Here is a 24,330-nt window from a genome sequence, read left to right as displayed (position 1 = left end):
CCGTCACATGCTGCCAGTAGCACCGTTTACTGCTTTCTCAAGTGCTCCTGAACTGGGAATTGCTCGGTTAGAGTACCTAATAGATTATGGTGAGTTGCCGACTAAGAAAGGGGGTAAGAAATGGATGACTAATGCCCTAAAGAAAGGGACACCCTAGATTTGATATTGATCAAAAAGTAGTCATGATTGGAGGGCTATACTTTTGGTTGTAAAGTAGTCAATTAGGTGTAGAGGCTTAAGGATGACGAGGCCACGAAGTCAGTTGGTGAGTGTGCAGGATACGTCGTATTATCACTGTATTTGTCGCTGTGTACGCCGTGCTTTTTTGTGTGGCGATGATCGAGTGACAGGTCAAAATTTTGATCACCGTAAAGCGTGGATGGTTGAGCGTCTGACTGAGTTGGTTAAAGTATTTGCGATTGATATCTGTGCTTATGCGGTGATGTCAAATCATTACCACTTAGTGGTGCGTATTGATGAAGAAAAGGCAGGGCAGTGGTCAGATGATGAAGTGATTCGTCGTTGGCGAAAACTGTATCAAGGGCCTCCTATGATTCAGCGTTATTTAGCTGGCGAAACGCTGGATAAAGCTGAGCTTAAGGCTGTTAATGAGATTGTTCAGCAATGGCGGCAACGGTTATCTGATTTATCCTGGTTTATGCGTTGTTTAAATGAACCCATTGCCCGTTGGGCCAATGATGAAGATGGTTGTAAAGGACGATTTTGGGAGGGACGCTTTAAAAGTCAGGCTTTATTGGATGAAGCCGCATTATTGACCTGCATGAGCTACGTGGATTTAAATCCTGTTCGTGCCGGTATGACAGAAACACCCGAAGCGTCAGATTTTACCTAAATCCAGGCACGAATGGTGGCCTGGGTCAAACGTCAACAGAAAAGCCAACAGAAAAGAAAACCGCGAAATCAGTCCTTTGTACGAAAAACAAAACTGCCTAAACAAACCCTACCTGTCGTTCCCTTATTGCGTTTTTCAGGTAATGAAAAACAAGGTAAGAAAACAACAATCCCCTTTACCTTAAAAGACTATCTGCAATTAGTCGATTGGTTGGGGCGGGCTATCCGTGATAATAAGCGTGGTTCAATTAGCGAACAACAGTCACCTATTATTGAGCGTTTAAATATTAATAAAGATGAATTATTAGCCTTTGTGAGTCGTAAAGAAAAGCGTTTTATCGATGTGGTGGGAACCGAGAATAGTATTCTAAGAACAGTGACTCGATGGCAGCGGAAGTTTATTAAAGGCATTCGACTTGCTAAACAACTATTTTCTGAAAGGAGTATTCAATATACTTAAAGAGGAAAGATGGGTGAATTACAAGATCCAAAAAAATATCTATATTAGTGTGTATGCCAGATTTTTAGCATGAGTTATGAGTAATCCTTTTATAATGAGTTAAATAAATATTTTCTAAGTGTATTTTATGAAGGTTTATAATTCTTAAATGATAAAAAGCTATATAGGTAGGGATAAGGCAGGAATAAAATTTATGAAAGGCGCTTTAGGTGAGGCATGCAGATTTAGTTTGGATTTATTTTTTTAGCTATCCAAACAAGAAAATAGGGGCTTTATGAAAATACCTGATAAACCAAGTAACGAGGATGATCGCTTAATTAATTTGCATTCACTTAGCATTCTTGATACCGCTGAAGAAGAACGCTTTGATAGAGTTACTCGTTTAGCGAAACGATTATTTAATGTGCCTATTGCAATAGTCAGCCTTGTTGATCAAAATCGTCAATGGTTTAAATCTTGTTTTGGTCTAAGTACAAAAGAAACATCGCGAGACATTTCATTTTGTGGACATACAATATTGAATGACGAGCCATTTATAATTCCAGACGCGACTCAAGATAAACGATTTTATGATAATCCACTTGTGAAGGAAGAACCATTTATTAGGTTTTATGCAGGTTGTCCTTTATCTTTTTCTGATGGTACAAAATTGGGTACTTTATGTATTATTGATCAAGTACCGCGCAATCTAACTGATGAAGATATTTCATCTCTTATTGACCTAGCCCAATTAGCGGAGAGAGAATTAAACGCAATACAGGCGGCCACAATGGATGAATTGACAATGATTTCTAATCGCAGAGGGTTTACTCTGCTGTTTCAGCATACTATCGCACAATGTAAGCGAGACAATACTCATTTGGCTTTGGCATTTTTAGACTTAAACGAATTTAAGCCTATTAATGACAATTTTGGTCATGCTGAAGGAGATAAAGCATTAACAGCGTTTGCTAATTTAATGAAAACATGTTTTCGTGACGCAGATGTATTTGCAAGGCTTGGTGGAGATGAGTTTGCAGTACTAATGGTAGGTAATTCCATTGATGAAGCAAAAGTAGTAATCAACAGGTTTCGACAATCAGTTAATCAATATAACCGAGAAGCGAAACGTGGATATGATATTTCATTTAGTGAGGGAATAGTGTTAGTTAATCCTAATAAAGAAACATCCATTGATGATTTATTGAATGAAGCAGATGCTAAGATGTATCAGCAAAAAAATAAGTTAACGCGGTAGCACACAAGAAGAGAATATCCTGTTTTTTGCCTGCAATTTTTTCTTCATTAATGCTGATAGCGTCAGGTATCAGTAATAATCTCTGTAAATGATATTTCTATAACTTTATAAGTTATTTTTTTATCAGTTTGTTGGTGTAATAGGATTTATTGCATGGTGGTAAATAAAAAGTGGGCGTTTGTGGTTTCTACCTCTTTGTGAGTAGTGTTGAGTAATCTTTGGTGGTTGTTTTTATGAGTGCAAATAATAGCTAATTATAGGTATTATTTTTTATTTTAAATTGTGCTAGGAAAATAGCTTAACGAAAAATACTAATCCTATCAGATAAGATTTTTTGCCTGTTGGTGTATGTGAGTATTTGCACGCATTAGGAATATACAACGCATGTATTTAATCTTTAATTGATTTAACTTAATAAATTCCCCTCAATATTGACCTACTATCTCACTTAAATAACTAAAATGAAGAACGTATCGTGCAAGAAAAAGCTACTTTCCAGTCCCACAAGATACTCTTTTTTAATACCTTTGCATTCACGGTATGTTTTGCTGTTTGGATGCTAAATGGAGTGTTAGTTACCTATCTCGCGGCTAACCAGGTTTATGACTGGGGACCGGTTGAAATTGGTTGGCTAATGGGTATTCCAGTGCTTACTGGTGCTATTTTCCGTTTACCAGCAGGAGTTCTAACGGATAAATTCGGTGGTAAGCCTATTTATGCTACCTTGTTGTTTTTATGTGCAATCCCTATGTACTTGTTGTCCTATGCTGACAGCTTTTTGTTTTTTGCGCTTTGCAGTTTTGGTTTTGGTTTAGCCGGAACTAGCTTTTCTATTGGTATCGCATTCACGTCAGTATGGTATCCAAGAAAGCAACAAGGTTTGGCCTTAGGTATTTTCGGTGCAGGTAATGCGGGTGCTGCTATAACTACGCTACTTGCACCAACACTACTCAATCAGCTAACCAATGACGGTGCCAATATTGACGGCTGGCGTACCTTGCCGCAGATATATGCTATCGCGTTAATAATTACGGGGGGAATATTCCTCTGCTTTACTGAAAATAAAAAACCAGCCACTCACGCCAAACCCGTCAAAGAAATGTTACAGCCATTAAAGAACATTCGAGTTTGGCGATTTGGACTTTATTACTTTTTGGTGTTTGGCTGTTTCGTGGCATTTTCTCAATGGCTGGTTCCTTACTTTGTTAATGTCTATTATGCCCCTTTGGTTACCGCAGGGATTTTAGCTGCATTATTCAGCTTTCCTTCAGGTGTAATACGCGCGGTTGGAGGCTGGATGTCAGACAAATGGGGTGCCCGCAAAGTCATGTACTGGGTATTAGGTTCTTCAGTCATTATCTCACTCATGCTGTCAATACCTAAAATGGAGGTTTACTCTGCAGGTCAAGGAATTATGGCAACGCAGTCCGGTACGGTGACTGCGGTTTCTGAAGATTTCATTACTGTTAATGATAAAGTTTATAGGCTACAAGCAAAAACCAGTGGTTTTGAACAGCTTGAAGATCAGCTGTTGGTTTTTCCCACCAAGGAAACCTGGCAAGAAAGTGTTGTTATTGTTGGACAACAAGTTCAAAAGAAAGAACTGCTTGCGAAAGGTGTCACTCGAATTTACTTTCAAGCCAATATGTGGATATTTGCGGTCTTAGTCATTTTGCTTGGGAGTATTTGGGGAATTGGAACAGCAGCTGTTTACAAACATATTCCAGATTACTTTCCTGAGGAAGTTGGTGTTGTCGGTGGCATGGTTGGTGTTCTGGGAGGGCTTGGAGGATTCTTTTGTCCTATCATTTTTGGTTACTTGCTGAATTGGACAGGTTTATGGACTAGTGCATGGATGTTTATGTTTGTGATTTCCTTTATCTGCCTATTTTGGATGCATCGTACGATTATGCAGCAAGTTCAACTTCCATTTGACTTGGAATCTAAAATAAGTGGGTTACTTCGTGCTGATGGTGGTCGCCTGCTGTCGCCATTAATTACCTGGAGTGATCAGTTTAGTGTTGGCATTAAAGAAATTGATCTTCAACACAAACATATGATGCAACTAATCAATGCGATAGATGAGTGTGTTCAAACGGGGGGTAATTTTGAAAAAATATTGCCGATTTTTAATGAGCTAGAGGAATATACTCGGTCACATTTTGCTAATGAAGAAGCGATGTTGGAAAAAAACCAATGTTCAGAGTTTGAGGCTCATAAGCGAAGTCACCAACAGCTTTTGCAGGAGCTGACTGACTGGCGTAAGAAGGCTGCTAGTAGCAGTAGTGATCGTTTAGTAGAGTTGATGGCTGTTCTGAAAGTATGGTTCCCAGGACATATTCTTAACGCCGATAAGAAACATGCTGAGTTTTTTCATTAATACCTGACTGGAAGATTCTCTTACTTCAAATCAAATAAAAACACCCAGCTTTATGCAAAGTACTAGATGCAAAGTACTGGGTGTTTTATTAATTAGCTTGATAAAGCTTGACTGACTTTAAGACCATCCAAATCAACACTATAGCTGGCGCTGGAAGAAACTGTAATAAATAACACTTTTTCTTTACTGACACTGGCCCGAATAAACATGCCTAAAGGAATAGCAATCAACCGACTGCCTTGTTGAATAGCAAACATAATATTGTAGTAATAGCTGGTATTGTCTCCAGTTTCTTTTGACCAAAAAATCCAGGCGCTTTCGCTGTGGCGATGGAGGTTAGTAAAGCCAGCAGAAATTGAGTCTAAAATTTTCTGCTTTAGCGAACTTGGTACTGTACCTCCTAATACTACATTAACCTTATCTGCAACCTGATCAATGGTTGAGCCAGGATTGCCATTACTGAAGTGAGCTTGGATTTGCTGATCAACGGTTAAGCCAGAACGCTGTGCTAATGAAATAGCTTCTGCAGTATTGAACTGTAAGGAAGACGCGTTTAAAGCGTTTTGAAAAATACGAGTCATGTTTATTGCTTGTGCTACATACTGGGGGTCAACATTAAACATGGTTTTGAAATGTAAGCTCTGGCTTGACTCTGCAAGAATAGCATTTTTTTGCCCAGAAATGACCAGTCCACTTAGAATAACCGGGCTGGTAAAGATAGCAGGCTTTAAATCATCGGCAATATACACTAGAGGACCTCCCTGTGTGATGTCATGACATGCACTTGCCAGCATTATTGTTAAAAAAATTATGTTTTTGTCTAAGTCAACCTAGTGGCGCAACGACCTGAAATCCTTTGATGGCAATGCTCATTTCTTGTTCTTTTAATGTAAGGCGAAGTTTTTGAGTTTCGTCTTTTTTACCCAGCACTTCTTCAATAGGGTCATGAATGGTGACTGTTAAAACCAAAGGACCTGCAGCTAACATAGAGCCGGTACTGGCGTTTTGAGTGATGATAAACATGTTGTAGGTGTAAACTGTTTTATCTGCATCTTTTCCAGCCACAGAACAGATATTGAACCACGGTTTGTCTTCTTGAGCATTTAGGTCACAAAAGGCATGCGCAATAACATTATTAAATTGTTCATTATCACTAACACCCATGGTACCTTGTTCTTCCAAGGCTTTGGTGATACTTGATGTTAATGCGGATAACGTTTTATAAGACTTGGTTAGCGTCGTATTTGTTGTAGCAACAATCGCTAAGTCTGCCTGGTTTTTTGCTGTGTCCATGGCTTTTTCCATGTCAAACTGGCCATCAGCATTAATATCTTTTTCAAACAAATCAGCAATCGCTAATGCCTGCTGTACATATTGTTCATCTTCAAGATTCAAAAAAACCTGAAAGGGAACGGGATTACTTTTATTGGGATAAATTTCAATTGTCACAGTATGCTCCTTGTGTATCCCATTAATGAGTGATTAACTCAATGCTTCAACAATAACCATACTCTTGAATTCCAGGCTCTGGTTGATTGTCGATCCGGCGACCAGAGATAGAACATTAGCATCAGATTGGTTAATCTGAATATTAACGCTGGTAAGTTGACCAGACATTACAGATCCTGTTGATTTATTTTGAGTAATGTTGAACATATTATATTGATAACTAATCGAGTCTGAGGATTGGTTGAACACTGTAAAATATCCGCCATTCTTCTGAGCATTCAGATCAATAAATGCTCTGGCAGCTGCAGCAAAAGCGGCCCAGTTTTCCGTTGCAGCACCCTGAACCATACTGATCAGATTCTGTAACTGATCAATTGCTACCCAGACTTGCTGTTTACTGGTATTACTTTTAACTGTTTTAGTACCAATGACTGCAAAAGACTCATGTTCCTTGGCAATGGTTAATGCTTTCTCAAAATTAATGCCTTCTTTTTTCGAAACAATATCATCGAAGGCTTTAACCATGTTAACGCCTTGATTGACGTAAGATAGGCCAACATTCAGGGTAGTACTAAAATGACCTCTGTCACCTGACATATCATTTGGGTTGATTATAACATTATTCATAATGGATTCACTTTGTGTGATTGATAAAGAGTAACATTGAGAACTCATTGATCATGTTGCAATGAGTTTGATTTATTAAGTTTAAATATTATTAATAAAAAATTCTCGTCACTGAAACTTAGCGTTTCTCATTAAGAGGTGGTTAGCTTTAATGTTTATAAATTTAGCTACTAAATTAAAATATAAAAATGCCATAGCGATGGCTATGGCATTTCTACAGTCACGTTAGCTTTTCAGGGCTTCAACCACAGTAATTGACTTAACATTAACAGAGTAGTTGTGTTTGTCTTTGGTGGTTATCCAAAGTACTTTTTCTTTATCGACATCAACCGTGATCGTCAGGCCAATAGGTGCTGCAGCCATTACAGAACCTGTTTCCTGGTTAGCTACTGCAAAAAGAATATTGTAAGTATACGTCGTTTTATGTTCGCTTTCTTTGCTCCAGAAAATCCACTTGCTATCTTTTTGCTCGTTAAGATTAGTAAACCCTTGTTCGATAGTATTCTCAAACTTCTTGTAAGTTGCACTTTGTTTATCAAGGGCAACGCCTACGACAGTATCCAGTAAAGCCATGACATCACTCACCATGGCAGAAACTTGATTATCTTGTTTAACGATAGATTGATTTACTGTGCCAATAACCGCCATTTCTGGATGCTGCTGGACAATTGACAAAGCTTTTTCAAAATTAAACTCAAGATTTTTACTGTCAATGGCGTCTTGAAAAACACGTGACATTTGGATTGCTTGAGCAACATACTGTCTAGGTACTTGAAACAGTGTATTAAAATTAAGCTTTGAATCAACACCATCCTTAGCCAAATCTTTGCTATCAACAACTAAAACGCTATCAAAAGTCATACTTTAATCTCCCTATTTAAAAGTACAGATAAGTGTAGCTCAATAGAAAAATGGTTGAGTAAAAAAAATCTGTCAAGTAAATGTCAGTGATAATTTTGAGGGGCAGCCATGCTCAGATAACATCGGGCTTTATTTGACTAGTAGGTCAGTTAATATATACCCAATACGAATGGTTTTTAGGTGCGGCCATCAAGTGACGAAGTCCTATGAGCCTATATTAATAGGTGCTTGGGGTGAGGAGTGACGATAACAAAACCTCGAAATCATTCGTGATGGGTATAAATACAATTTTTGTGACATGTGTAAGGTAAAATGATTTATAACCACTGAAAAGGGCAAGCGTAGCGTATAAGTCGTATAGTGGTGACTAACAGAATGAGGTTGGTTGCCAATCGGTCAATAGCTGGCTAAACTGTCATGGTTTTGTATCAATAGAGTCATAATAATGCAAGTACAAACTGTTGATTATTTAGCCGATGATTGTGCTCAATCCTTTGTGGAGTCACTAAGAAATACAGGGTTTGGTGTCATCAAAAACCATCCAATTTCTCAGTCACTTGTCGAGTCAATTTATAAAAACTGGTACGCATTTTTTGTCAGTGAAGAAAAGCACCAATATTGCTATAACACAGAGACACAGGATGGGTATTTTCCACCTGACGTTTCTGAGGTCGCCAAAGGTCATCAAGTAAAAGATATTAAAGAGTATTATCATATTTATCCATGGGGACAAATTCCTGCCTCATTAAAAGCTGAAGCCATGAGCTATTACCAAATGGCTAACACGTTAGCAGCTGAACTGTTAAGCTGGGTCGAAGCATATACACCAACAGATATAGCGCAACACTATTCAATGCCATTATCTAAAATGATAGAAAATAGCCGCAATACATTACTGAGAGTTTTACATTATCCACCATTAACGGGGGAAGAAGAGCCAGGTGCTATTCGTGCGGCAGCCCATGAAGATATTAATTTACTTACTATTTTACCCGCAGCCAATGAGCCTGGGTTGCAAGTAAAAGGAAGTAATGGTGAGTGGTTAGATGTACCTTGCGACTTTGGTACGCTTATTATTAATACCGGTGATATGCTACAAGAAGCGTCACAAGGTTATTTTCCTTCAACTACGCATAGAGTTATTAACCCTACAGGTGGTCGTCGAGATAAATCTCGTATTTCTTTACCTTTGTTTTTGCATCCTAACCCGGATGTTGTCTTGTCTGAGCGTTATACGGCAAGAGAGTATTTACACGAAAGATTAAAAGAGCTTGGAGTAATATAATGGCTGACTCTGAGCATCAAACACTACTCAAAGCGAAGTTAAATCTTGAAACATCGACAATTGCGTGGAAAGATTTACAGCCTTATTTTGCTGCTGGGCAAGTAATAGCTGTTAATGAAAATCTAGACTTAATTGAAGTTGCTGCTCAGATAGCACAGGATAATAAAAAACAAATCGAAGCCTGGATGACTGAAAGCAAAATTGCCAAAGTAACCGATCAGCAAGCTACTAACTGGTATGAGCAGGATTCTTCACTGTGGGCTGTGGTGATTCGACCATGGATACTAGTGCAGGAAAAAAAATAATCATTTAAGGCTTAAAAAATATACGGTTATCCATTATAAATCTTCCAAAATTTTATCATACTGTCCGCTTTCCTTAAGTTTGGCCAAGCCTTCATTGAAGGCTTGCAATAACGTAGTCAGTCGCTCGCTGTTTATTTTCTTAGAAAATGCAACACATATGGGTGTGTTTTGTAATGGTTTATTATGATAAGTTATTCGAGACGCTTGACGCACAGTAAATTTATTCTTGATTAAAAAAAGACCAACCAGTTTTTCCATAGGTACCAAATCAGCTCTGCCTGCTAAAAGCATTCTAAACTTTTGCTCATCATTATTTGAATAAATAATATTCATTTGATTTTGTTTGGCTGCTAAGTCAAATTCATTCCCATAGGTATATTTTTTTGTGGCAATAGTTCTTAAATGCCTTACGTCATTAAGTGAGTTCCAGTTAAACTTAAATGCTTTTAGATGAAAGAAAACTTTTGTTGAGAATGTTACTGGATCACTAAATATAAAGTCTTTTTTTCTGTCATCTGTTGGTGCCCAGGCAAGGGATGCATCTGCTTGACCATCTGCGGTAAGAAAATAACTTCGTTGCCATGGATAATACTTGATATCTACAGAATAGCCTTCTAATGAAAAGGCTTGAGTTATTATCTTAGTGAAAACGCCTCCTCCCTCTAGATCATGTGATGTATAGGGAGGCCACTCGCCAGAAGTAATGGATACGGTTTTAGTTGTATCTGTAACTGACTCTGTTTCTTCACAAAAAGCGTTTAAAAATATAAAAATTAAACTAACTGAGAATAGCCTAATCATAGAGTTTTAAAAAATACCTTTGTATAGATCGCTTAGGAAATCATCATATACTTTAGAATCCTTTAATTCCTTAACGCCTTCATTGAATGCCTTTATTAATTCAGCGCTCTTTTTATGTTTCTTGGAAATAATAAGATGACCTGTAGTTGAGCGTAAAGGCTTGTTGTGAATGGTGAGAGTATCTTTAGCTACAGGTAGTTCAGAAGATACTATTCTCCACCCAGTAATTTCGTCCATAGGGAAAATATCTACTTTTCCTGCTGCTAGCTTTTTAAAGTTACTAATGTCAGAAGCGATAATATCTGAGTTAATTACTTTTTTGTCGACTAAATCCCAAAGTTCTTCCGTATAGGTGTAACCCCTTGTGAGCGCGAACTTGAAATCTTTGAGTTCTTCAAGTGTGTTCCAGTCTGGAATATTTGTTTTTTTTAAGTGAAATAAAACTTCTCGGTGTTCAGAAATGGGTACGCTAAAGAGATATTCTTCTTCTCGTTCTTTATTAGTGAATGAGAAAGAAACACCATCAAATTTATCATGGCCTTCTATCAGTGCACGTTTCCACGGACGATATTTAAATTGAACATCATAGCCTTTTTTTTCAAATGCCGCTTTTATTACACGGTTAACAAAACCATTATGCTTTGCTTTTGAGCTGGTAAAAGGTTCGTACTCAGTAGCGACAATTGTAAGCTTTTCGGCACTATGAGCTATAGTGGGCATTAAATAAAAGCATGATAGTATAAATGGGAATATAAAGGTGACTTTCATGATAATACCTTGAAGTAAATTTTACCAATTAAGTGGTAATGCGTATTCACGATCCTTAACTAGTTTAGTCCAAAACTTTGGTTAGTCAGGCGTTGATTTATGTTGTGTCACTCACTGTATCTGTATTCAGCCGCATGTATTGAATAGGCATTCGCCTGGTGAATATACCCTTCACGAATGATTTCTAGGTTTTGTTATCTTCACTCCTCACCCCTCACCCCTCACCCCTCACCCCAATCACCTATTAATATAGGCTCATGGGACTTCGTCACTCGATGGCCGCACCTAAAAACCATTCGTATTGGGTATATTATTGAGTTGAAAGGTATATATGCTTGGTTATTGCAATTCGCTATAATCCGATGCTTTGTTGGTTACTTATAAATAAGTTGATTATCGCCATGCAGCCATTACCTGAACTCGATGATTTTTTGTTGTGTAAAACGCCGGAGGAGTGGATACAGGCAGCACTTGATGAGCCGGAAATTCTATTAATTGATCATGCAAACTGTGAAAAAAAAGCGGCTTCGACTGCATTAAGGCTTATGTTCAGGTATCCAGAACATGTCGACTTACAATATAAAATGTCGCGTTTGGCACGGGAAGAATTGAGGCATTTTGAGCAAGTATTTGCCATTATGCAGGCTAGAAGTGTTGTCTATCAAAAACTGGGACCTGCACGTTATGCCAGTGCACTGCGATCAGGTGTGAGAACCCATGAGCCTGCTACATTAGTGGATATCTTGATTATTGGTGCGTTTATTGAAGCTCGTTCTTGTGAGCGCTTTGCGGCATTAGCTCCACATTTAGACGAAACATTAAATAAATTTTATTGCTCTTTACTCAAATCCGAGCATCGTCATTTTCAGGATTATTTACGTTTAGCCATGCAATATAGTGAAGAGCCGATTGTGGAGCGAATATCATTTTTTGCTGAAATGGAAAAGACATTAATCTTAAGCTCTGATACAGAATTCCGTTTTCATAGTGGTTTGCCACAACCTAAAGCTTAACGTGTTAAAAAAATACATCCCCTTCATGAGTACACTAAGTTACATGAAGGGGAAGTTTGGCTTTGCTTAAACAGAAAACGGGCTAAAGAGGAAATTCCGTCAAGCTGAATCCAGCTGACTCATCCCAATGCAGCATCCAGCCTTTTTTGTCCCAATCACCCAACACAATACGCTGTGCGGGTTGTTGATTGATGGTTAGGGTGTGAATTGCCGGACGATGGGTATGACCATGAATAAAACACTTAACATCATGTTCCGTCATTAGCTTCTCAACTTCTGCCGGTGTGACATCCATGATCTCATCGGTTTTGGCCTGATTGGCCGCTTGGCTTTGGTTCCGAATGTTTTCTGCCATGGCAATTCGCTCTGCCACTGATAGTGATAACAGCTTCTGTATAGTGGCAGGATTACGAATATAGTGGCGGAAGGCCATATAGTCTTTATCTGCTGTACATAGTTGATCACCATGAGACAACAACACAGGCTGATCACCCAGGGTGATAACACAGGGATCTTTTAATAACTGAACACCTGTCTGTGCAGCAAAGTCTTCGCCGATCAGAAAGTCGCGATTGCCGTGCATGAAATACACGGCGGTGCCACTATTAATCAGCTGTCGTATTTGACTTGCCACTGTTTGTTGCAGGTCATCCATTGCATCGTCACCCAACCAGGCATCAAATAGATCACCTAAAATGTACAGTGATTCAGCTTGTGGAGCTTGCTCAATTAAAAATTGTGCAAACGCGGCTGTCAGGTCGGGACGTTTTGCCTGCAAATGCAAGTCAGAGATAAACAGCACAGACATGGTGATTAGGCTTCTACCAGTTCAGCGGACTCAATGATAACTTCTTCAGCAGGTACATCTGCGTGAAAGCCAACACTTGTGGTTTTAACGGCTTTAATGCGGTTGACCACATCCATCCCTTCAACCACTTCACCAAATACCGCATAACCCCAGCCTTCAATCGTCTTAGAGCGGAAGTTTAGAAAGTCATTGTCAGCTACATTGATAAAAAATTGTGCTGAAGCTGAGTGGGGATCTTGAGTCCGTGCCATGGCAATGGAACCAATCTTGTTTTCCAGACCGTTATCTGCTTCATTTTCGATAGGCGCATTAGTGTCTTTTTCTTGCATGCCAGGAGCAAAGCCACCACCCTGAATCATGAAGTTATCAATAACACGATGGAAAATAGTGTTATCGTAATGTCCATTCTTTACGTATGCTTCAAAGTTAGCCGCTGTTTTAGGTGCTTTTTCATGGTTGAGTTGAATTTTGATATCGCCAAAGTTGGTGTGCAAAATAACCATGCTATCGCCTTGTTGGGTTATGTTAATTAGATCAATATCTGCTGTGTTTTCTACCTTGACGCTTTACCGTTATAAGCCAGTAACAAGCGTTCATTATGAAAGGTGGAAAACCTATACAGTCATCGTTTATCACTGTAGCATGACAAGATAGACTTCAGTTAGGTTTATCACAGCATGAAAAGGGCGCTATAATAGCGCCTTTACCTATTGCTCCGCAAACTACGCCTCCCCGCTGGGTAAACACTGGCCTATGCTAATGTGTAGGAATAGATGTGAAAGCGTGGTGTTTGTCTGAGATTATCCTGCCGCGACGTGGGTTTTTCTCTTAGTTACCGCCATGTGTCGTATGAGGGGAGGGATATTGTGTATTTATTTGACGGGTTTACAGTAAGCAAGTATGGATCATCAAGAAACAACACGTCCGAATAACTTTATTCAGCAAATTATCAGTGAAGACCTAAAAAACAATAAAAATAATGGTCAGGTTCACACACGTTTTCCACCAGAACCTAATGGTTATTTGCATATTGGCCATGCTAAGTCAATTTGTTTGAACTTTACTCTAGCGGAGCAGAATGGTGGCATCTGTAACTTGCGTTTTGATGACACTAACCCCGAGAAAGAAAGCCAGGAATTTATCGAGGCCATTCAAGAAGATGTGCGCTGGTTAGGCTTTCAGTGGAATGGCGATGTTCGTTACACGTCTAGTTATTTTCAGGCTCTGTATGATTATGCGGTTGAGCTGATTAATAAAGGCAAGGCTTATGTTTGCTCACTCAATGCTGAACAAGCCAGAGCATATCGTGGCACGTTGACAGAGCCAGGTAAGAATAGCCCTTATCGTGAACGTTCTGTTGAAGAAAATCTGGACTTGTTTGAGCGGATGCGTCGTGGTGAGTTTGCTGAAGGTGAACATGCACTTCGGGCCAAAATTGATATGGCCTCGCCCAACATGAATATGCGTGACCCTATTATTTATCGTATTCGTAAAGTAGCGCATCACCAAACAGGCGATGAGTGGTGTGTATATCCCATGTATGATTTTGCTCATGGCTTGTCGGATGCTATTGAAGGGATTACTCACTCGGTTTGTACCCTGGAGTTTGAAGATCATCGCCCACTGTATGACTGGTTTTTGGATCAATTGGATGTGCCTTGTCACCCTCAACAGATTGAATTTGCGCGGCTGAATGTGAATTACACTGTCACCAGTAAGCGTAAATTAAAGCAATTGGTTGATGAGCAAGTGGTTGATGGCTGGGATGATCCCCGTATGCCAACCATTGCAGGAATGCGTCGTCGGGGCTTTACACCACGTGCCATCCGAAATTTTTGCGAAGCAACAGGGGTCACTAAAAGTGAGGGTGTGGTTGATGTGAGCATGTTAGAGCATGCCCTGCGGGATGACTTAAATAAACATGCTCCAAGAGCAATGGGCGTGTTACGCCCCTTAAAAATTGTGCTCACTAACTACCCAGAAGAACAGGTTGAACAGTTAACAGCTCCTGTGCATCCTCAAGATGAATCGATGGGAACTCGGACTTTGCCATTTGCCCGTGAGCTTTACATTGATGAAGAAGACTTTAAAGAAGAAGCCAACAAGAAATTTAAACGTTTAGTGTTGGGTAAAGAAGTTCGCCTGCGTAATGCGTATGTTATTCGCTGTGATGAAGTCATTAAAAATGATGCTGGTGAAATTATTGAATTACGCTGTACATATGACCCTGAAACACTGGGCAAGGACCCTGAAGGTCGTAAAGTGAAAGGGGTTATTCATTGGGTGAGTGCAGCACACTCATTGTCAGCCGAAGTAAGACTTTACGATCGGTTATTTGATGAGCCAAGCCCCGATAGCAACAAAGAGCGTGACTTTAAAGAGTTCCTCAACAAAAACTCGTTGCAGGTGCTGACAGGATGCCGATTGGAAGCCAGTTTAACCGATGCCAAGCCTGGGCAAGCCTATCAGTTTGAGCGAGAAGGGTACTTTTGTTTAGACAGTAAAGCAGGTGGTGAAGAATGTTTGGTCTTTAACCGAACCATCACCTTGCGGGATACCTGGGCAAAAATTGCGAATGAAGCAGGATAAGAAAAAGGAAAACAGTAGCTGTGTTGAAGATTTATAACACACTGACCCGTGAAAAGTCTGAATTTAAACCGTTGCAACCGGGTAAAGTCAGTATGTATGTCTGTGGCATGACCGTGTACGACTACTGTCACCTTGGTCATGGTCGCGTATTTGTAGCCTTTGATGTCATTGTCCGCTATTTGCAAGCCAAAGGTTATGAGGTTAACTATATTCGCAATATCACAGACATTGATGACAAAATCATTCGTCGCGCTCAGGAAGCCAATGAAGACTGGCAGCAATTAGTGCAGCGTTTTACTGATGCTATGGATGAAGATTTTGCAGCGTTAGGCATTGGTAAACCTAATCTGGAGCCAAAAGCAACTGAGCATATCGACCAGATTATCGCCATGGTGCAAACCTTGATCGATAAAGGCATGGCTTATGCGGCAGATAATGGTGATGTTTACTATGTTGTAGAAAAATTTGCGGACTACGGTCAGTTATCCGGAAAAGTGCTTGATGAGCTGCGTTCGGGTGCTCGGGTCGAAGTCGATGAAGCTAAGCAAAATCCGCTGGACTTTGTATTATGGAAAGCAGCAAAACCCGGTGAACCAGCTTGGGATTCGCCTTGGGGTAAAGGACGGCCTGGCTGGCATATTGAGTGTTCTGCAATGTCTACTTGCTGCCTGGGCAATACCTTTGATATTCATGGCGGGGGACCAGATTTAAAATTCCCTCACCATGAAAATGAAATAGCCCAGTCCGAAGCGGCTACGGGTGAAAAGTACGCAAATGTCTGGATGCACGCCGGTGCACTGCGCATTAATGATGAAAAAATGTCTAAATCATTAGGCAACTTTTTCACCATACGTGATGTGTTGGCTGATTTCCCGGCAGAAGTCGTGCGTTACTTCTTGCTAGCGAGCCATTATCGTAGTCCCATAAATTATAGTCTTGAAAGCTTAAAAGAAGCTGGAGCAAGCCTTGAACGCTTTTACCATAGCTTGCGAGGACTTACTTTACCTCAAGCACCAGAGAGTGAGTTTAGCTCGCGTTTTTATGCGGCGATGGATGATGATTTTAATACGCCAGAAGCGTTGGCCGTGTTGTTTGATATGGTTCGAGAAATCAACCGTAATAAAGCAGCTCAGCCTGACCAGGCGGCACAGATTGCGGCTGAAATGAAAGCATTGGGTGATGTGCTTGGCCTGCTTCAGCAGGACCCAGAGGCATTTTTTCAGCAGCAAACATCTGATGTTGATCCGCAGCAGGTAGAGAACTTAATTGCACAGCGAAATGCGGCGCGTAAACAACGTGATTTTGCTAAGGCGGATGAAATAAGAGATCAGCTTCAAGCAATGAGCGTGGTATTAGAAGATAGCCGAGAAGGGACAAAATGGCGTGTTGAAAAGTAAATATTTAATGAAATAAACATGTCGTATTGTTGATTTCTTTTAAATACCCTCTACAAAACCACAACTTACATGTTGTGGTTTTTTTTCATATACCCAAAGCGAAGGACTTTTATACCCCAAGGGCACAAGGGTGCGGCCGTCAAGTGATGAAGTCACAGGCGCTTATAGAAATAAGTGACTGTGGTGGTCGTTAAATGCTCCTCGGCAATAGCGCCTGCATTGCTCTACTATATGACATCCATATCATTATGCATAAACTGCATTCCCACCATCCTTGGATGGTCAAGAACGCTGACAACAAACCCTTCTAATGTGTCGAGAACACATTAGAACAGCTTCGCTGGTCCGTTAGGGTGAGCGCTATGGACAGCGCACATAAAATTGATTCGTGAAGGGTATAACTTGAGTAAGTTTGCTGCTCATATACTAAGACTGAAGTATAAGACTATTATTGATTGCTTATTCGCATAAATGGCTGTTTGTTGTCCTGTAAGCTATCTCCTAATCTTAACGATGTTTACTGATAGGCTTAAAGGAGTAAGCAATGGATGTGCGAATAGGAATCGCAGTCAAGCTAACATTTATACTTTCGCTTTTTGCGCTGACCACTATTGCGCTTCAGGTTTACAGCTACTATCACCAATACCAACAAATGACCCTGCAACGTGCACTGCAAGTGAAAACCCTTGTTGAGTCTGTGCATGCTATTTCTCAACATTATTACCAACAAAGAACAGAGCTGGGTGAGGCTCAAGCTAAACAAAGTGCGTTATCGGCTATTCGAGCGATGCGTTATGGCCAGGGAAATTATTTTTGGATAAATGATACGAGTAACCGAATGGTGATGCATCCATTAAACACTGATTTACAGGGTAAGGATATGTCTAACCTGAAGGATCCGGATGGTGTTCCCGTAGTGGTAGAAGCAACACGTGTCGCATTAACGGGCGGTGACTGGTTTGAGTATCAGTGGCATCGTGCGGGAGAAGGGGAACAGTTTTTTCCAAAAATTTCTTATGCACAACTTTTTGAACCCTGGGGATGGGTGATTGGTACGGGAGAATATATTGATGATATTCGTAATGAATTTTGGTCCAGTGTCAGGGTTAATGGGATAGCTTTTGGGCTGTTATTAGTGCTGGTCATGGCTGGGAGCCTGTGGTGGGTGCGACGAATTACGCAGCCCGTAAAAGCTATGGTTAAGGTGATGAAAGCTGTTGAGCAAGGGGACTTGCAACAGCAAATGCAGGTAGTGACCCAGGATGAGATTGGGGTGCTGACAGGTTCATTTAATAGTGTTGTGCAGTCACTGCAAAAGATGATCGGCAGCCTCTTCCAGTCGGTGGAGACATTGTTAACTGAGGCTAATGCTCTGCGACAGGAATCCAAAACAACCAGTGATGCTTTATCTGCCCATGATCATGAAGTAGAGCAGCTGGTTACGGCAATGCAAGAGTTGCAAAGTACAGCTCAGGATGTAGCCAGAAATGCCAGCTTAACAGCGGATCGCACATCACAAATGGTCAATGCGGTCAGTGGGGGAGAGCAGTATGTGGGCCAGTTACAGCAACATAGTCAGTCACTGGCAAGTGAGTTAGTGGATGTCTCCAGTGCTATCAGTCAGCTTGACGAAAATATGCAGAAAATTGCGGAATTTATTCATGAGATCAATGAAATTTCCGCCCAAACTAACTTATTGGCCTTAAATGCCGCGATTGAAGCGGCAAGAGCTGGTGAAAAAGGGCGGGGGTTTGCAGTGGTTGCGGATGAAGTCAGATCGTTGGCATCGCGCACTCAAGATTCCACCCAGTTAATTCAGGAATTAATTTCAGGTTTTAAAAACTGTTTGTCGTCTGTTGTCCTGGCGATGAATGATAACCGTCAGCGGTCTGAGCAGGGGGTTGAACATGCTGTACAAACCCAAAATGTATTCAACTCGGTGGTCCAAGATGTTCAGGATGTTGACAGTATGAATACCCAAGTTGCAACTGCAGCAGAAGAACAGGTTAATGTCATTGCAGAAATGAATACTAATTTAGAGCGTATCCAGCAAGAAGCATCAACCTCTGCTGAAAATGCAGATAAAGCATTTACCCATAGTGAAAACCTGGACCAACAAGCGCTGATGATTCAGCAGCAGTTAGCGCGCTATCAAATTGGGTAACGGCATGATGTTTTTGGAAAGGGGGTGTTAAACAGTGGCATCCCACAAAGCAACAGCATGTAAATTACTCTATTGTCGCCAGGGAGGGACAACAGGGTATAGCCAGTTGGGAGGAGGCGAACCAATCAGCTATGTTGAAAGCACAAATATAACGGTGGATGATATACAGCACTCGGTACACTTTTTATTAGTTGCTTTCCCTCATTGGACCATGCGTGCTCGAGGTCAATATGAATTTCAGAATGTTTCTGTGTACTGGGTTCATGTGGGGGATGGACACTGTAGTCTGGCACTACAAAGTCCAGTTGTTGAAGTTTACTATCCTCACAATGTAGGTGAGCACAGTGCTTGCTTGGGGTTTGCTGTCAATAGCTTACCCACCTTACAGAAGCGATTAGCGCAAGGGGGCTATAGCATTGAAAATCTGGTTGAACCTGTAGGTAAGCAAGGTCAGCGTGTCTTTTATCGTGATGAAAATAGCATTAGCTATGAGTTTGTTGAATATGCCACGAGTGATGTATTGATGCCTGTGGTTTAACAACTGAAAGACACAAAAAAACCTGCAAAAAGCAGGTTTTCTATCACCATCCTGGTGGCTATTCCATTGAGCCCATCCCTAGACCCAGATCCTTAGGTCGTCACACAAGCAATGGCTGGAAAGTCCCTGACGCATCCATACGCTTTAGCTCCCTTAAGCTTCATGCTGCCAGCCATCATCGGATGTTATGATCCATGAATTGCAGGGATGATCAAAGTGATAATTGTTAATGATGTGTGTAGGAAATTAGCCATAAAATACAGCTAAGGTTGTCTTAGTTTTGTTATTGCTTTACTAGATTGTGCTTTTTGCGCAAGGAATTCGTTTAAAAATACTTGCTAACCAGAGATACACCACGTAATGTAACAGAGCATATTTAGATGCGCCCTTGGTGTGCCCTTTTGGGTAAGCAAGTTTAAAAATTAACCCTTTTTAGTCGCTGGAGGATAGACATGAGTGTAATGAAATTATTCTGGGCTAATGGGATGAGATGTCTCTAAAGGCAAAATCAGTGGTAAATAGCTAGCAGACCTATAAGTAAGCAAAAATCTACATCTGGATGGTAACGCAGGTGTTGTTTTTCGTTGTTTGACACACTCCTCCTATATAGCCCGGTATTTCTAGCCGGGGTTTTCTATTGAGAAGCCCTAGAAGTCATTTTTAATCAGGCTTTTCTCTTATGTTTATCAATCATTTAACACTTGGTTGGAAACCTTTTTTTCAGCAACAATTAACACTTGATGAATTGTCTTCAACGATAGCAGCCCGGGTTGTGGCTATCCATCGCTCACATATCCAAGTGCTAATACCTGATGCGTCGTTTTCTATCGATGCGCAATTATGTACAAAGCTGCAACCACTGGCTGTGGGGGATTGGCTGTTATTTGAGTCCACTCTTTTACAGGATAATGCCAGACCGTTACGGCGGCTGTCTCGCCTGTCACTCATTGCGCGTAAAGCGGTTGGTGAACAAGTGGCTGTGCAACCTATTGTGTGCAATATTGATACGCTATTTATCGTTTCTTCCTGTAATCAGGATTTTAATATTTCACGGCTTGAGCGCTATTTGGTATTAGCATCCGAGGCGCGGGTTACACCTGTTCTTGTCTTGACCAAGTCAGACCAGTGTGCTGGTGTTGATGATTTTGTCGCCCAGGCGCGAACGCTTCAGCCTGGCCTTATGGTTGAAGTCTGTGATGCTCGAGATCCATTACAGTTACAGGGGCTGCAGGCATGGTGTAAGGTAGGTCAAACCGTGGCCTTGGTAGGATCATCAGGTGTAGGTAAATCGACACTGATAAACAGTTTATGTCAGCAACAGGCTCTAACCCAGACAATTCGTGAAGATGATGCTAAGGGACGTCATACCACGACAGCAAGAACACTCTATGTGATGGATAGTGGGGGCTTGTTAATTGATACACCAGGGATGCGAGAGCTTCAGTTACTTTCATGTGAAGAGGGAGTACAAAGTGTATTCGCTGATGTTGAAGTACTCATCAATAATTGTCGATTTAGTAATTGTACTCACGAAAATGAACCAGGCTGTGCTATTCAGCAAGCTTTAACCACAAATCAGCTAGACCCGCGTCGCTGGAAAAATTATCGGAAATTGCTTAAAGAGCAGCAAAGGAATGCTGAAACTATCGCTCAGCAGCATCAACGTGACAAGCAGTTTGGTAGGTTATGCCGTAACATTCAGCGAGAAAAACAAAAAAGGAAAAATATAAATGATTAATTTGTATTAAATGCTTATTTATTTTTGGTAAAAAACTGGATATTGAAGCTTATAATAGCCTGCTCTTTGAGCAGGTTTTTTTTAGGATTATTTTTAAGTAGTGTTTAATAATACATCGAGTCACCTATTTTAATCTGGCTTTATCAAAACTGGATATAATGGGGAGTTATGGTCTATAAGCATAGTGGTTTCACCATGAGTAGTGGTTGAAGGACATTTATTATTCTAACTATTTACAGATTGGCTCGATGGCTTTTGTGATCACAACGAGTGTGTATATAAATGTCTAAAGACTGACGTACTAAAGCAGTAAAGCGAGGGCTGACATGTCATTCACGATCAGGACAAGTGCCTGCTACCTTCCAGAGCAAACTATTTCCGCAGAAGTGTTGGATCAACGTTTGCGCTTGACTCCAGGTACATGTCGGCAACGTTATGGCGTTGATTACCGGCATTATGCAGCATCCCATGAAACCGCACTCTATATGGGGGCTATGGCGGGGAAAAAGGCACTAAGGCAAGCAAGTATGGCACTAGAAGAACTGGATTTGCTGGTTTGTGCCAGTGGGACCAGTCATCAGGCGTTACCCTACAATGCGGCAGGAATTCTTAATGAGCTGGGGGCTGAAACCCCTGTAGCCAGTATGGATGTGAATGCCAGTTGTTTGTCTTTTTTAACTGCGCTGGAGATGTGTCATTGTGCATTACAATGTGGGCGCTATCAGCGAGTGATGATTATTTCAAGTGAAGTTGCGAAGGTGGGGGTGACGGATACCAAAGCTGAAACGGCCACTTTATTTGCAGATGGTGCGGCGGCTTTTATTTTAGAGGCATCTTCATCAGCAGGTGGGTTAACGTCAAGCCTGTTTCAAACCTTTCCTGAAGGCTATAACTTGTGCCAGATTCGTTCGGGAGGTAGTGGGTTGCATCCTGCTCGTTATGATATGGAAGCTGTCGCTTCAGGGTGCTTTTTTGAAATGCAGGGTAAAGCACTTTATAAACTGGTTTCTAAACTGGCACCAGAATTTATTAAACAAGGCCTTAGCAAAGCCGGTTTAACCATGGTTGATATTGATTATATTGTTCCTAATCAGGCCAGTTATGCTGGGTTGGCACATTTAACACAACGCCTTGGTTTTGCGCAGGATAAAGTCATTAATATCTTTGCGACCATGGGCAACCAAATTGCGGCATCGATCCCGATTGCTTTACATAATTTATTGGTTCATCAGCAACCTCCTGCAGAAACAAACGTGCTGCTATTTGGCTCAGCAGCAGGACTGTCATTAGGTTTAGGTGTATTGCAGTTATGAAATTATTAGTGACTGGAGGCACGGGTATGCTGGGACAAGCTATTGTCCGAAAATACCATACTCAACATTCCATTCGCTTTTTAGGTCGAAATCAAGTCATTGGCAAGCAGCTTGCCAGCAGTACACACAGTGAATTTGTTTGTGCTGATTTACAACAGCAAGCGTTATTGCTTGACGCTTGCCAGGATATTGATGTGGTCATTCATTGTGCGGCATTATCGAGTCCTTGGGGTAAGCATCGAGATTTTGTATTGAGTAATGTAGAGGGTACAGAAAATATCCTGCAAGCTGCAACACAAAATAAGGTTAAGCGATTTGTACATATTTCTACGCCAAGTGTTTACTTTAATTTTCAAGATAAAATGATGATAAAAGAAGAGGAACCCTTGGGACCTGTATTTTGTAATGACTATGCACAAACAAAAGCGTGGGCAGAAAAAAAGGTGCTTAATAGTACATTAAATAGTGTTATTTTAAGGCCACGAGGAATTTTTGGCCCTTATGATCAAGCGATTTTGCCACGTATTTTAGCGGTTATTCGTCATGGGATATTGTGGTTGCCTTCAGGACGAAATCCTATTGTTGACTTGACTTATGTGGACAATGTCGCTGATGCCGCCTTATTATCAGCAGAACAGCCTGTTGCATCCAAATCGGTATTTAATATTACCAATGATGAACCGATGCCTATGCAAACCGTTTTACAGAATTTATTTTCAACACTGCAGCAAACTGTACAGATTAAAACACTACCCTATCCATTGATTGCGCCCATTATTCGTATGAATGAATGGTGTTGTCAAAAGCTGCCCACATTACCTGAGCCCAAATTAACCTGTTATACCGCAGCGCTTTTTCATTATCATCAGACGCTTGATATTACGAAGGCCAAAAATCAATTGGGTTATCAGCCCCAAGTATCGATTAAAGAAGGAATTCAGCGTTATGCCCAGTGGTATCAGCATCAGGCTGTTTGAAGTCGGTCATTGTGTTCACCCTGGTTTTATGGTGAAACCAGGGTTAGGCTGGGCCCCAAAAGCTTTTCCTGCCGGGGTGGCATTAATTAATCACCCGCAACAGGGCTATATACTTTTTGATACTGGCTATCATCAACGCTTCATGCAGTGTACTCGACATTTTCCTGAACGTGTTTATGCTTTAGTGACACCGTGTTCGTTATCAGAGACAGAAACGCTGGTATCACAGCTTGCACAGTTAGCGATTAAACCAGAAGCTATAAACCATGTTGTGTTGTCACATTTTCATGCGGACCACATCGCAGGTGTTTGTGAATTTAATGAGGCAAAGGTTTATTGTCATCCTGATGCCCATCATTTTATGACACAGGCTAACCGTTTTAATCGTATTCGCAAAGGATATTTGCAAGGTTTATTAACACCACAACAGTTGTCTTATGCTGAAGATTTAAGTTTAACAATGATCAATCATTTCCCTTTGGATCTGGCTAATGTTTTGGGATTAACAACAGGATCTCTTGGTCTTCAAGCATATGATTTATTTGGTGATAAGGCACTGTATTTGGTGTTTTTGCCTGGACATGCGGCAGGGCAAATGGGGTTATTGGTACGTTTGGCTGAAGGTTTTTTATTAATAAATAAAAACCACGTCCTATGGGCGTGGTCATCGTCAGCGAAAGGCTATGCCTGAATGATCTGCTCATGGTATTCGTTTACTTGGTTATCCCCATAACTGAGTAAAGGAAAGACACATGAGCAGATTTGAAA

The 24,330-nt window shown here is 40.8% G+C and carries 23 protein-coding genes; 15 read left to right on the top strand and 8 right to left on the bottom strand.

The window, feature by feature from the left end; translation table 11 throughout:
* The first annotated feature begins 241 nt into the window (after positions 1-241).
* From F607_RS35545 to F607_RS29935, 4 genes are all read left to right on the top strand, one after another.
* On the top strand, positions 242-853 hold the full coding sequence (locus F607_RS35545; RefSeq protein ID WP_230400415.1) for a transposase: 612 nt from the start codon (positions 242-244) through the stop codon (positions 851-853).
* 12 nt (positions 854-865) lie between these two features.
* Complete coding sequence (locus tag F607_RS35540; RefSeq protein WP_230400414.1) at positions 866-1,312, top strand: hypothetical protein; 447 nt, start codon at positions 866-868, stop codon at positions 1,310-1,312.
* Between the two features lie 274 nt (positions 1,313-1,586).
* Entirely contained in the window at positions 1,587-2,549 is a 963-nt protein-coding gene (locus tag F607_RS0115120; RefSeq protein WP_027708761.1) for a sensor domain-containing diguanylate cyclase, read from the top strand.
* Between the two features lie 475 nt (positions 2,550-3,024).
* A complete protein-coding gene (locus F607_RS29935; protein ID WP_084611265.1) occupies positions 3,025-4,929 on the top strand; it encodes an MFS transporter in 1,905 nt (634 codons plus the stop codon).
* Positions 4,930-5,021: 92 nt separating this feature from the next.
* On the opposite strand, the gene F607_RS0115110 is transcribed toward F607_RS29935, so the two are convergent.
* The 4 genes from F607_RS0115110 to F607_RS0115095 form a co-directional block, all read right to left on the bottom strand.
* A complete protein-coding gene (locus tag F607_RS0115110) occupies positions 5,022-5,678 on the bottom strand; it encodes a cytolytic delta-endotoxin (protein WP_027708760.1) in 657 nt (218 codons plus the stop codon).
* 76 nt (positions 5,679-5,754) lie between these two features.
* Positions 5,755-6,378 (bottom strand): type-1Ba cytolytic delta-endotoxin, encoded by a 624-nt coding sequence (locus tag F607_RS0115105; protein ID WP_027708759.1) that lies wholly within the window; start codon positions 6,376-6,378, stop codon positions 5,755-5,757.
* A 33-nt stretch (positions 6,379-6,411) separates the two neighbouring features.
* Positions 6,412-7,005: a type-2Aa cytolytic delta-endotoxin gene (locus F607_RS0115100; protein WP_027708758.1), complete on the bottom strand. Its 594-nt coding sequence runs from the start codon at positions 7,003-7,005 to the stop codon at positions 6,412-6,414.
* Positions 7,006-7,230: 225 nt separating this feature from the next.
* On the bottom strand, positions 7,231-7,866 hold the full coding sequence (locus F607_RS0115095; protein ID WP_027708757.1) for a delta-endotoxin CytB: 636 nt from the start codon (positions 7,864-7,866) through the stop codon (positions 7,231-7,233).
* Positions 7,867-8,311: 445 nt separating this feature from the next.
* On the opposite strand from F607_RS0115095, the gene F607_RS0115090 reads away from it, so the two are divergent.
* The gene (locus F607_RS0115090) at positions 8,312-9,151 is read left to right on the top strand and encodes an isopenicillin N synthase family dioxygenase (protein WP_027708756.1); all 840 of its coding nucleotides are present in this window, start codon (positions 8,312-8,314) and stop codon (positions 9,149-9,151) included.
* A complete protein-coding gene (locus F607_RS0115085; RefSeq protein WP_027708755.1) occupies positions 9,151-9,456 on the top strand; it encodes a DUF2288 domain-containing protein in 306 nt (101 codons plus the stop codon). Before F607_RS0115090 ends, F607_RS0115085 begins: the two co-directional genes overlap by 1 nt.
* A 33-nt stretch (positions 9,457-9,489) precedes the next feature.
* On the opposite strand, the gene F607_RS0115080 is transcribed toward F607_RS0115085, so the two are convergent.
* Both F607_RS0115080 and F607_RS0115075 read right to left on the bottom strand, forming a co-directional pair.
* Positions 9,490-10,257: a substrate-binding periplasmic protein gene (locus F607_RS0115080; RefSeq protein WP_027708754.1), complete on the bottom strand. Its 768-nt coding sequence runs from the start codon at positions 10,255-10,257 to the stop codon at positions 9,490-9,492.
* A gap of 6 nt (positions 10,258-10,263) precedes the next feature.
* Positions 10,264-11,025, bottom strand: coding sequence for a substrate-binding periplasmic protein (locus F607_RS0115075; RefSeq protein ID WP_027708753.1), 762 nt, complete (start codon positions 11,023-11,025; stop codon positions 10,264-10,266).
* Positions 11,026-11,426: 401 nt separating this feature from the next.
* Here F607_RS0115075 and F607_RS0115070 point away from each other — a divergent pair, with 401 nt between their 5' ends.
* A complete protein-coding gene (locus tag F607_RS0115070) occupies positions 11,427-12,038 on the top strand; it encodes a MiaE family protein (RefSeq protein WP_027708752.1) in 612 nt (203 codons plus the stop codon).
* A gap of 82 nt (positions 12,039-12,120) precedes the next feature.
* Here F607_RS0115070 and F607_RS0115065 read toward each other — a convergent pair whose 3' ends face one another.
* Both F607_RS0115065 and F607_RS0115060 read right to left on the bottom strand, forming a co-directional pair.
* Positions 12,121-12,846 carry a UDP-2,3-diacylglucosamine diphosphatase gene (locus tag F607_RS0115065; protein ID WP_027708751.1) on the bottom strand — a complete coding sequence of 242 codons (726 nt, stop codon included), beginning with the start codon at positions 12,844-12,846 and terminating at the stop codon, positions 12,121-12,123.
* A 5-nt stretch (positions 12,847-12,851) separates the two neighbouring features.
* Positions 12,852-13,349 (bottom strand): peptidylprolyl isomerase, encoded by a 498-nt coding sequence (locus F607_RS0115060; protein ID WP_027708750.1) that lies wholly within the window; start codon positions 13,347-13,349, stop codon positions 12,852-12,854.
* 397 nt (positions 13,350-13,746) lie between these two features.
* Between F607_RS0115060 and F607_RS0115055 the strand changes: the two genes are divergently transcribed.
* The 8 genes from F607_RS0115055 to F607_RS29930 all read left to right on the top strand — a co-directional run bounded on the left by F607_RS0115055 (position 13,747) and on the right by F607_RS29930 (position 24,253).
* Positions 13,747-15,435, top strand: a complete 1,689-nt coding sequence (locus F607_RS0115055; protein WP_027708749.1) for a glutamine--tRNA ligase/YqeY domain fusion protein — start codon at positions 13,747-13,749, stop codon at positions 15,433-15,435.
* Positions 15,436-15,458: 23 nt separating this feature from the next.
* Complete coding sequence (cysS, locus tag F607_RS0115050) at positions 15,459-16,832, top strand: cysteine--tRNA ligase (RefSeq protein WP_027708748.1); 1,374 nt, start codon at positions 15,459-15,461, stop codon at positions 16,830-16,832.
* Between the two features lie 544 nt (positions 16,833-17,376).
* Entirely contained in the window at positions 17,377-18,996 is a 1,620-nt protein-coding gene (locus F607_RS0115045) for a methyl-accepting chemotaxis protein (protein WP_027708747.1), read from the top strand.
* A gap of 34 nt (positions 18,997-19,030) precedes the next feature.
* Positions 19,031-19,534: a VOC family protein gene (locus F607_RS0115040; RefSeq protein WP_027708746.1), complete on the top strand. Its 504-nt coding sequence runs from the start codon at positions 19,031-19,033 to the stop codon at positions 19,532-19,534.
* A 679-nt stretch (positions 19,535-20,213) separates the two neighbouring features.
* Positions 20,214-21,272, top strand: coding sequence for a ribosome small subunit-dependent GTPase A (gene rsgA / locus F607_RS0115035; protein WP_157365487.1), 1,059 nt, complete (start codon positions 20,214-20,216; stop codon positions 21,270-21,272).
* A gap of 326 nt (positions 21,273-21,598) precedes the next feature.
* Positions 21,599-22,585: a 3-oxoacyl-ACP synthase gene (locus tag F607_RS0115030; RefSeq protein WP_027708744.1), complete on the top strand. Its 987-nt coding sequence runs from the start codon at positions 21,599-21,601 to the stop codon at positions 22,583-22,585.
* Positions 22,582-23,562 carry an NAD-dependent epimerase/dehydratase family protein gene (locus tag F607_RS0115025; protein WP_027708743.1) on the top strand — a complete coding sequence of 327 codons (981 nt, stop codon included), beginning with the start codon at positions 22,582-22,584 and terminating at the stop codon, positions 23,560-23,562. Before F607_RS0115030 ends, F607_RS0115025 begins: the two co-directional genes overlap by 4 nt.
* Positions 23,531-24,253 (top strand): MBL fold metallo-hydrolase, encoded by a 723-nt coding sequence (locus F607_RS29930; protein WP_051311522.1) that lies wholly within the window; start codon positions 23,531-23,533, stop codon positions 24,251-24,253. The genes F607_RS0115025 and F607_RS29930 overlap by 32 nt, the downstream gene beginning before the upstream one ends.
* Positions 24,254-24,330 lie beyond the last annotated feature (77 nt).

It is taken from the genome of Zooshikella ganghwensis DSM 15267 (assembly GCF_000428585.1).
Taxonomy (GTDB): Bacteria; Pseudomonadota; Gammaproteobacteria; order Pseudomonadales; family Zooshikellaceae; genus Zooshikella; species Zooshikella ganghwensis.
This window is presented reverse-complemented; position numbering and strand designations above follow the sequence as displayed.

What these genes read in the sequence shown, in the direction of transcription:
- F607_RS35545 (WP_230400415.1), top strand. Translation starts at nt 242, where the DNA reads ATGACGAGGCCACGAAGTCAGTTGGTGAGTGTGCAGGATACGTCGTAT.
- F607_RS35540 (WP_230400414.1), top strand. Translation starts at nt 866, where the DNA reads ATGGTGGCCTGGGTCAAACGTCAACAGAAAAGCCAACAGAAAAGAAAA.
- F607_RS0115120 (WP_027708761.1), top strand. Translation starts at nt 1,587, where the DNA reads ATGAAAATACCTGATAAACCAAGTAACGAGGATGATCGCTTAATTAAT.
- F607_RS0115100 (WP_027708758.1), bottom strand. Translation starts at nt 7,005, where the DNA reads ATGAATAATGTTATAATCAACCCAAATGATATGTCAGGTGACAGAGGT.
- F607_RS0115095 (WP_027708757.1), bottom strand. Translation starts at nt 7,866, where the DNA reads ATGACTTTTGATAGCGTTTTAGTTGTTGATAGCAAAGATTTGGCTAAG.
- F607_RS0115090 (WP_027708756.1), top strand. Translation starts at nt 8,312, where the DNA reads ATGCAAGTACAAACTGTTGATTATTTAGCCGATGATTGTGCTCAATCC.
- F607_RS0115085 (WP_027708755.1), top strand. Translation starts at nt 9,151, where the DNA reads ATGGCTGACTCTGAGCATCAAACACTACTCAAAGCGAAGTTAAATCTT.
- F607_RS0115080 (WP_027708754.1), bottom strand. Translation starts at nt 10,257, where the DNA reads ATGATTAGGCTATTCTCAGTTAGTTTAATTTTTATATTTTTAAACGCT.
- F607_RS0115075 (WP_027708753.1), bottom strand. Translation starts at nt 11,025, where the DNA reads ATGAAAGTCACCTTTATATTCCCATTTATACTATCATGCTTTTATTTA.
- F607_RS0115070 (WP_027708752.1), top strand. Translation starts at nt 11,427, where the DNA reads ATGCAGCCATTACCTGAACTCGATGATTTTTTGTTGTGTAAAACGCCG.
- F607_RS0115065 (WP_027708751.1), bottom strand. Translation starts at nt 12,846, where the DNA reads ATGTCTGTGCTGTTTATCTCTGACTTGCATTTGCAGGCAAAACGTCCC.
- F607_RS0115060 (WP_027708750.1), bottom strand. Translation starts at nt 13,349, where the DNA reads ATGGTTATTTTGCACACCAACTTTGGCGATATCAAAATTCAACTCAAC.
- F607_RS0115055 (WP_027708749.1), top strand. Translation starts at nt 13,747, where the DNA reads ATGGATCATCAAGAAACAACACGTCCGAATAACTTTATTCAGCAAATT.
- F607_RS0115045 (WP_027708747.1), top strand. Translation starts at nt 17,377, where the DNA reads ATGGATGTGCGAATAGGAATCGCAGTCAAGCTAACATTTATACTTTCG.
- rsgA (WP_157365487.1), top strand. Translation starts at nt 20,214, where the DNA reads ATGTTTATCAATCATTTAACACTTGGTTGGAAACCTTTTTTTCAGCAA.
- F607_RS0115030 (WP_027708744.1), top strand. Translation starts at nt 21,599, where the DNA reads ATGTCATTCACGATCAGGACAAGTGCCTGCTACCTTCCAGAGCAAACT.
- F607_RS0115025 (WP_027708743.1), top strand. Translation starts at nt 22,582, where the DNA reads ATGAAATTATTAGTGACTGGAGGCACGGGTATGCTGGGACAAGCTATT.
- F607_RS29930 (WP_051311522.1), top strand. Translation starts at nt 23,531, where the DNA reads ATGCCCAGTGGTATCAGCATCAGGCTGTTTGAAGTCGGTCATTGTGTT.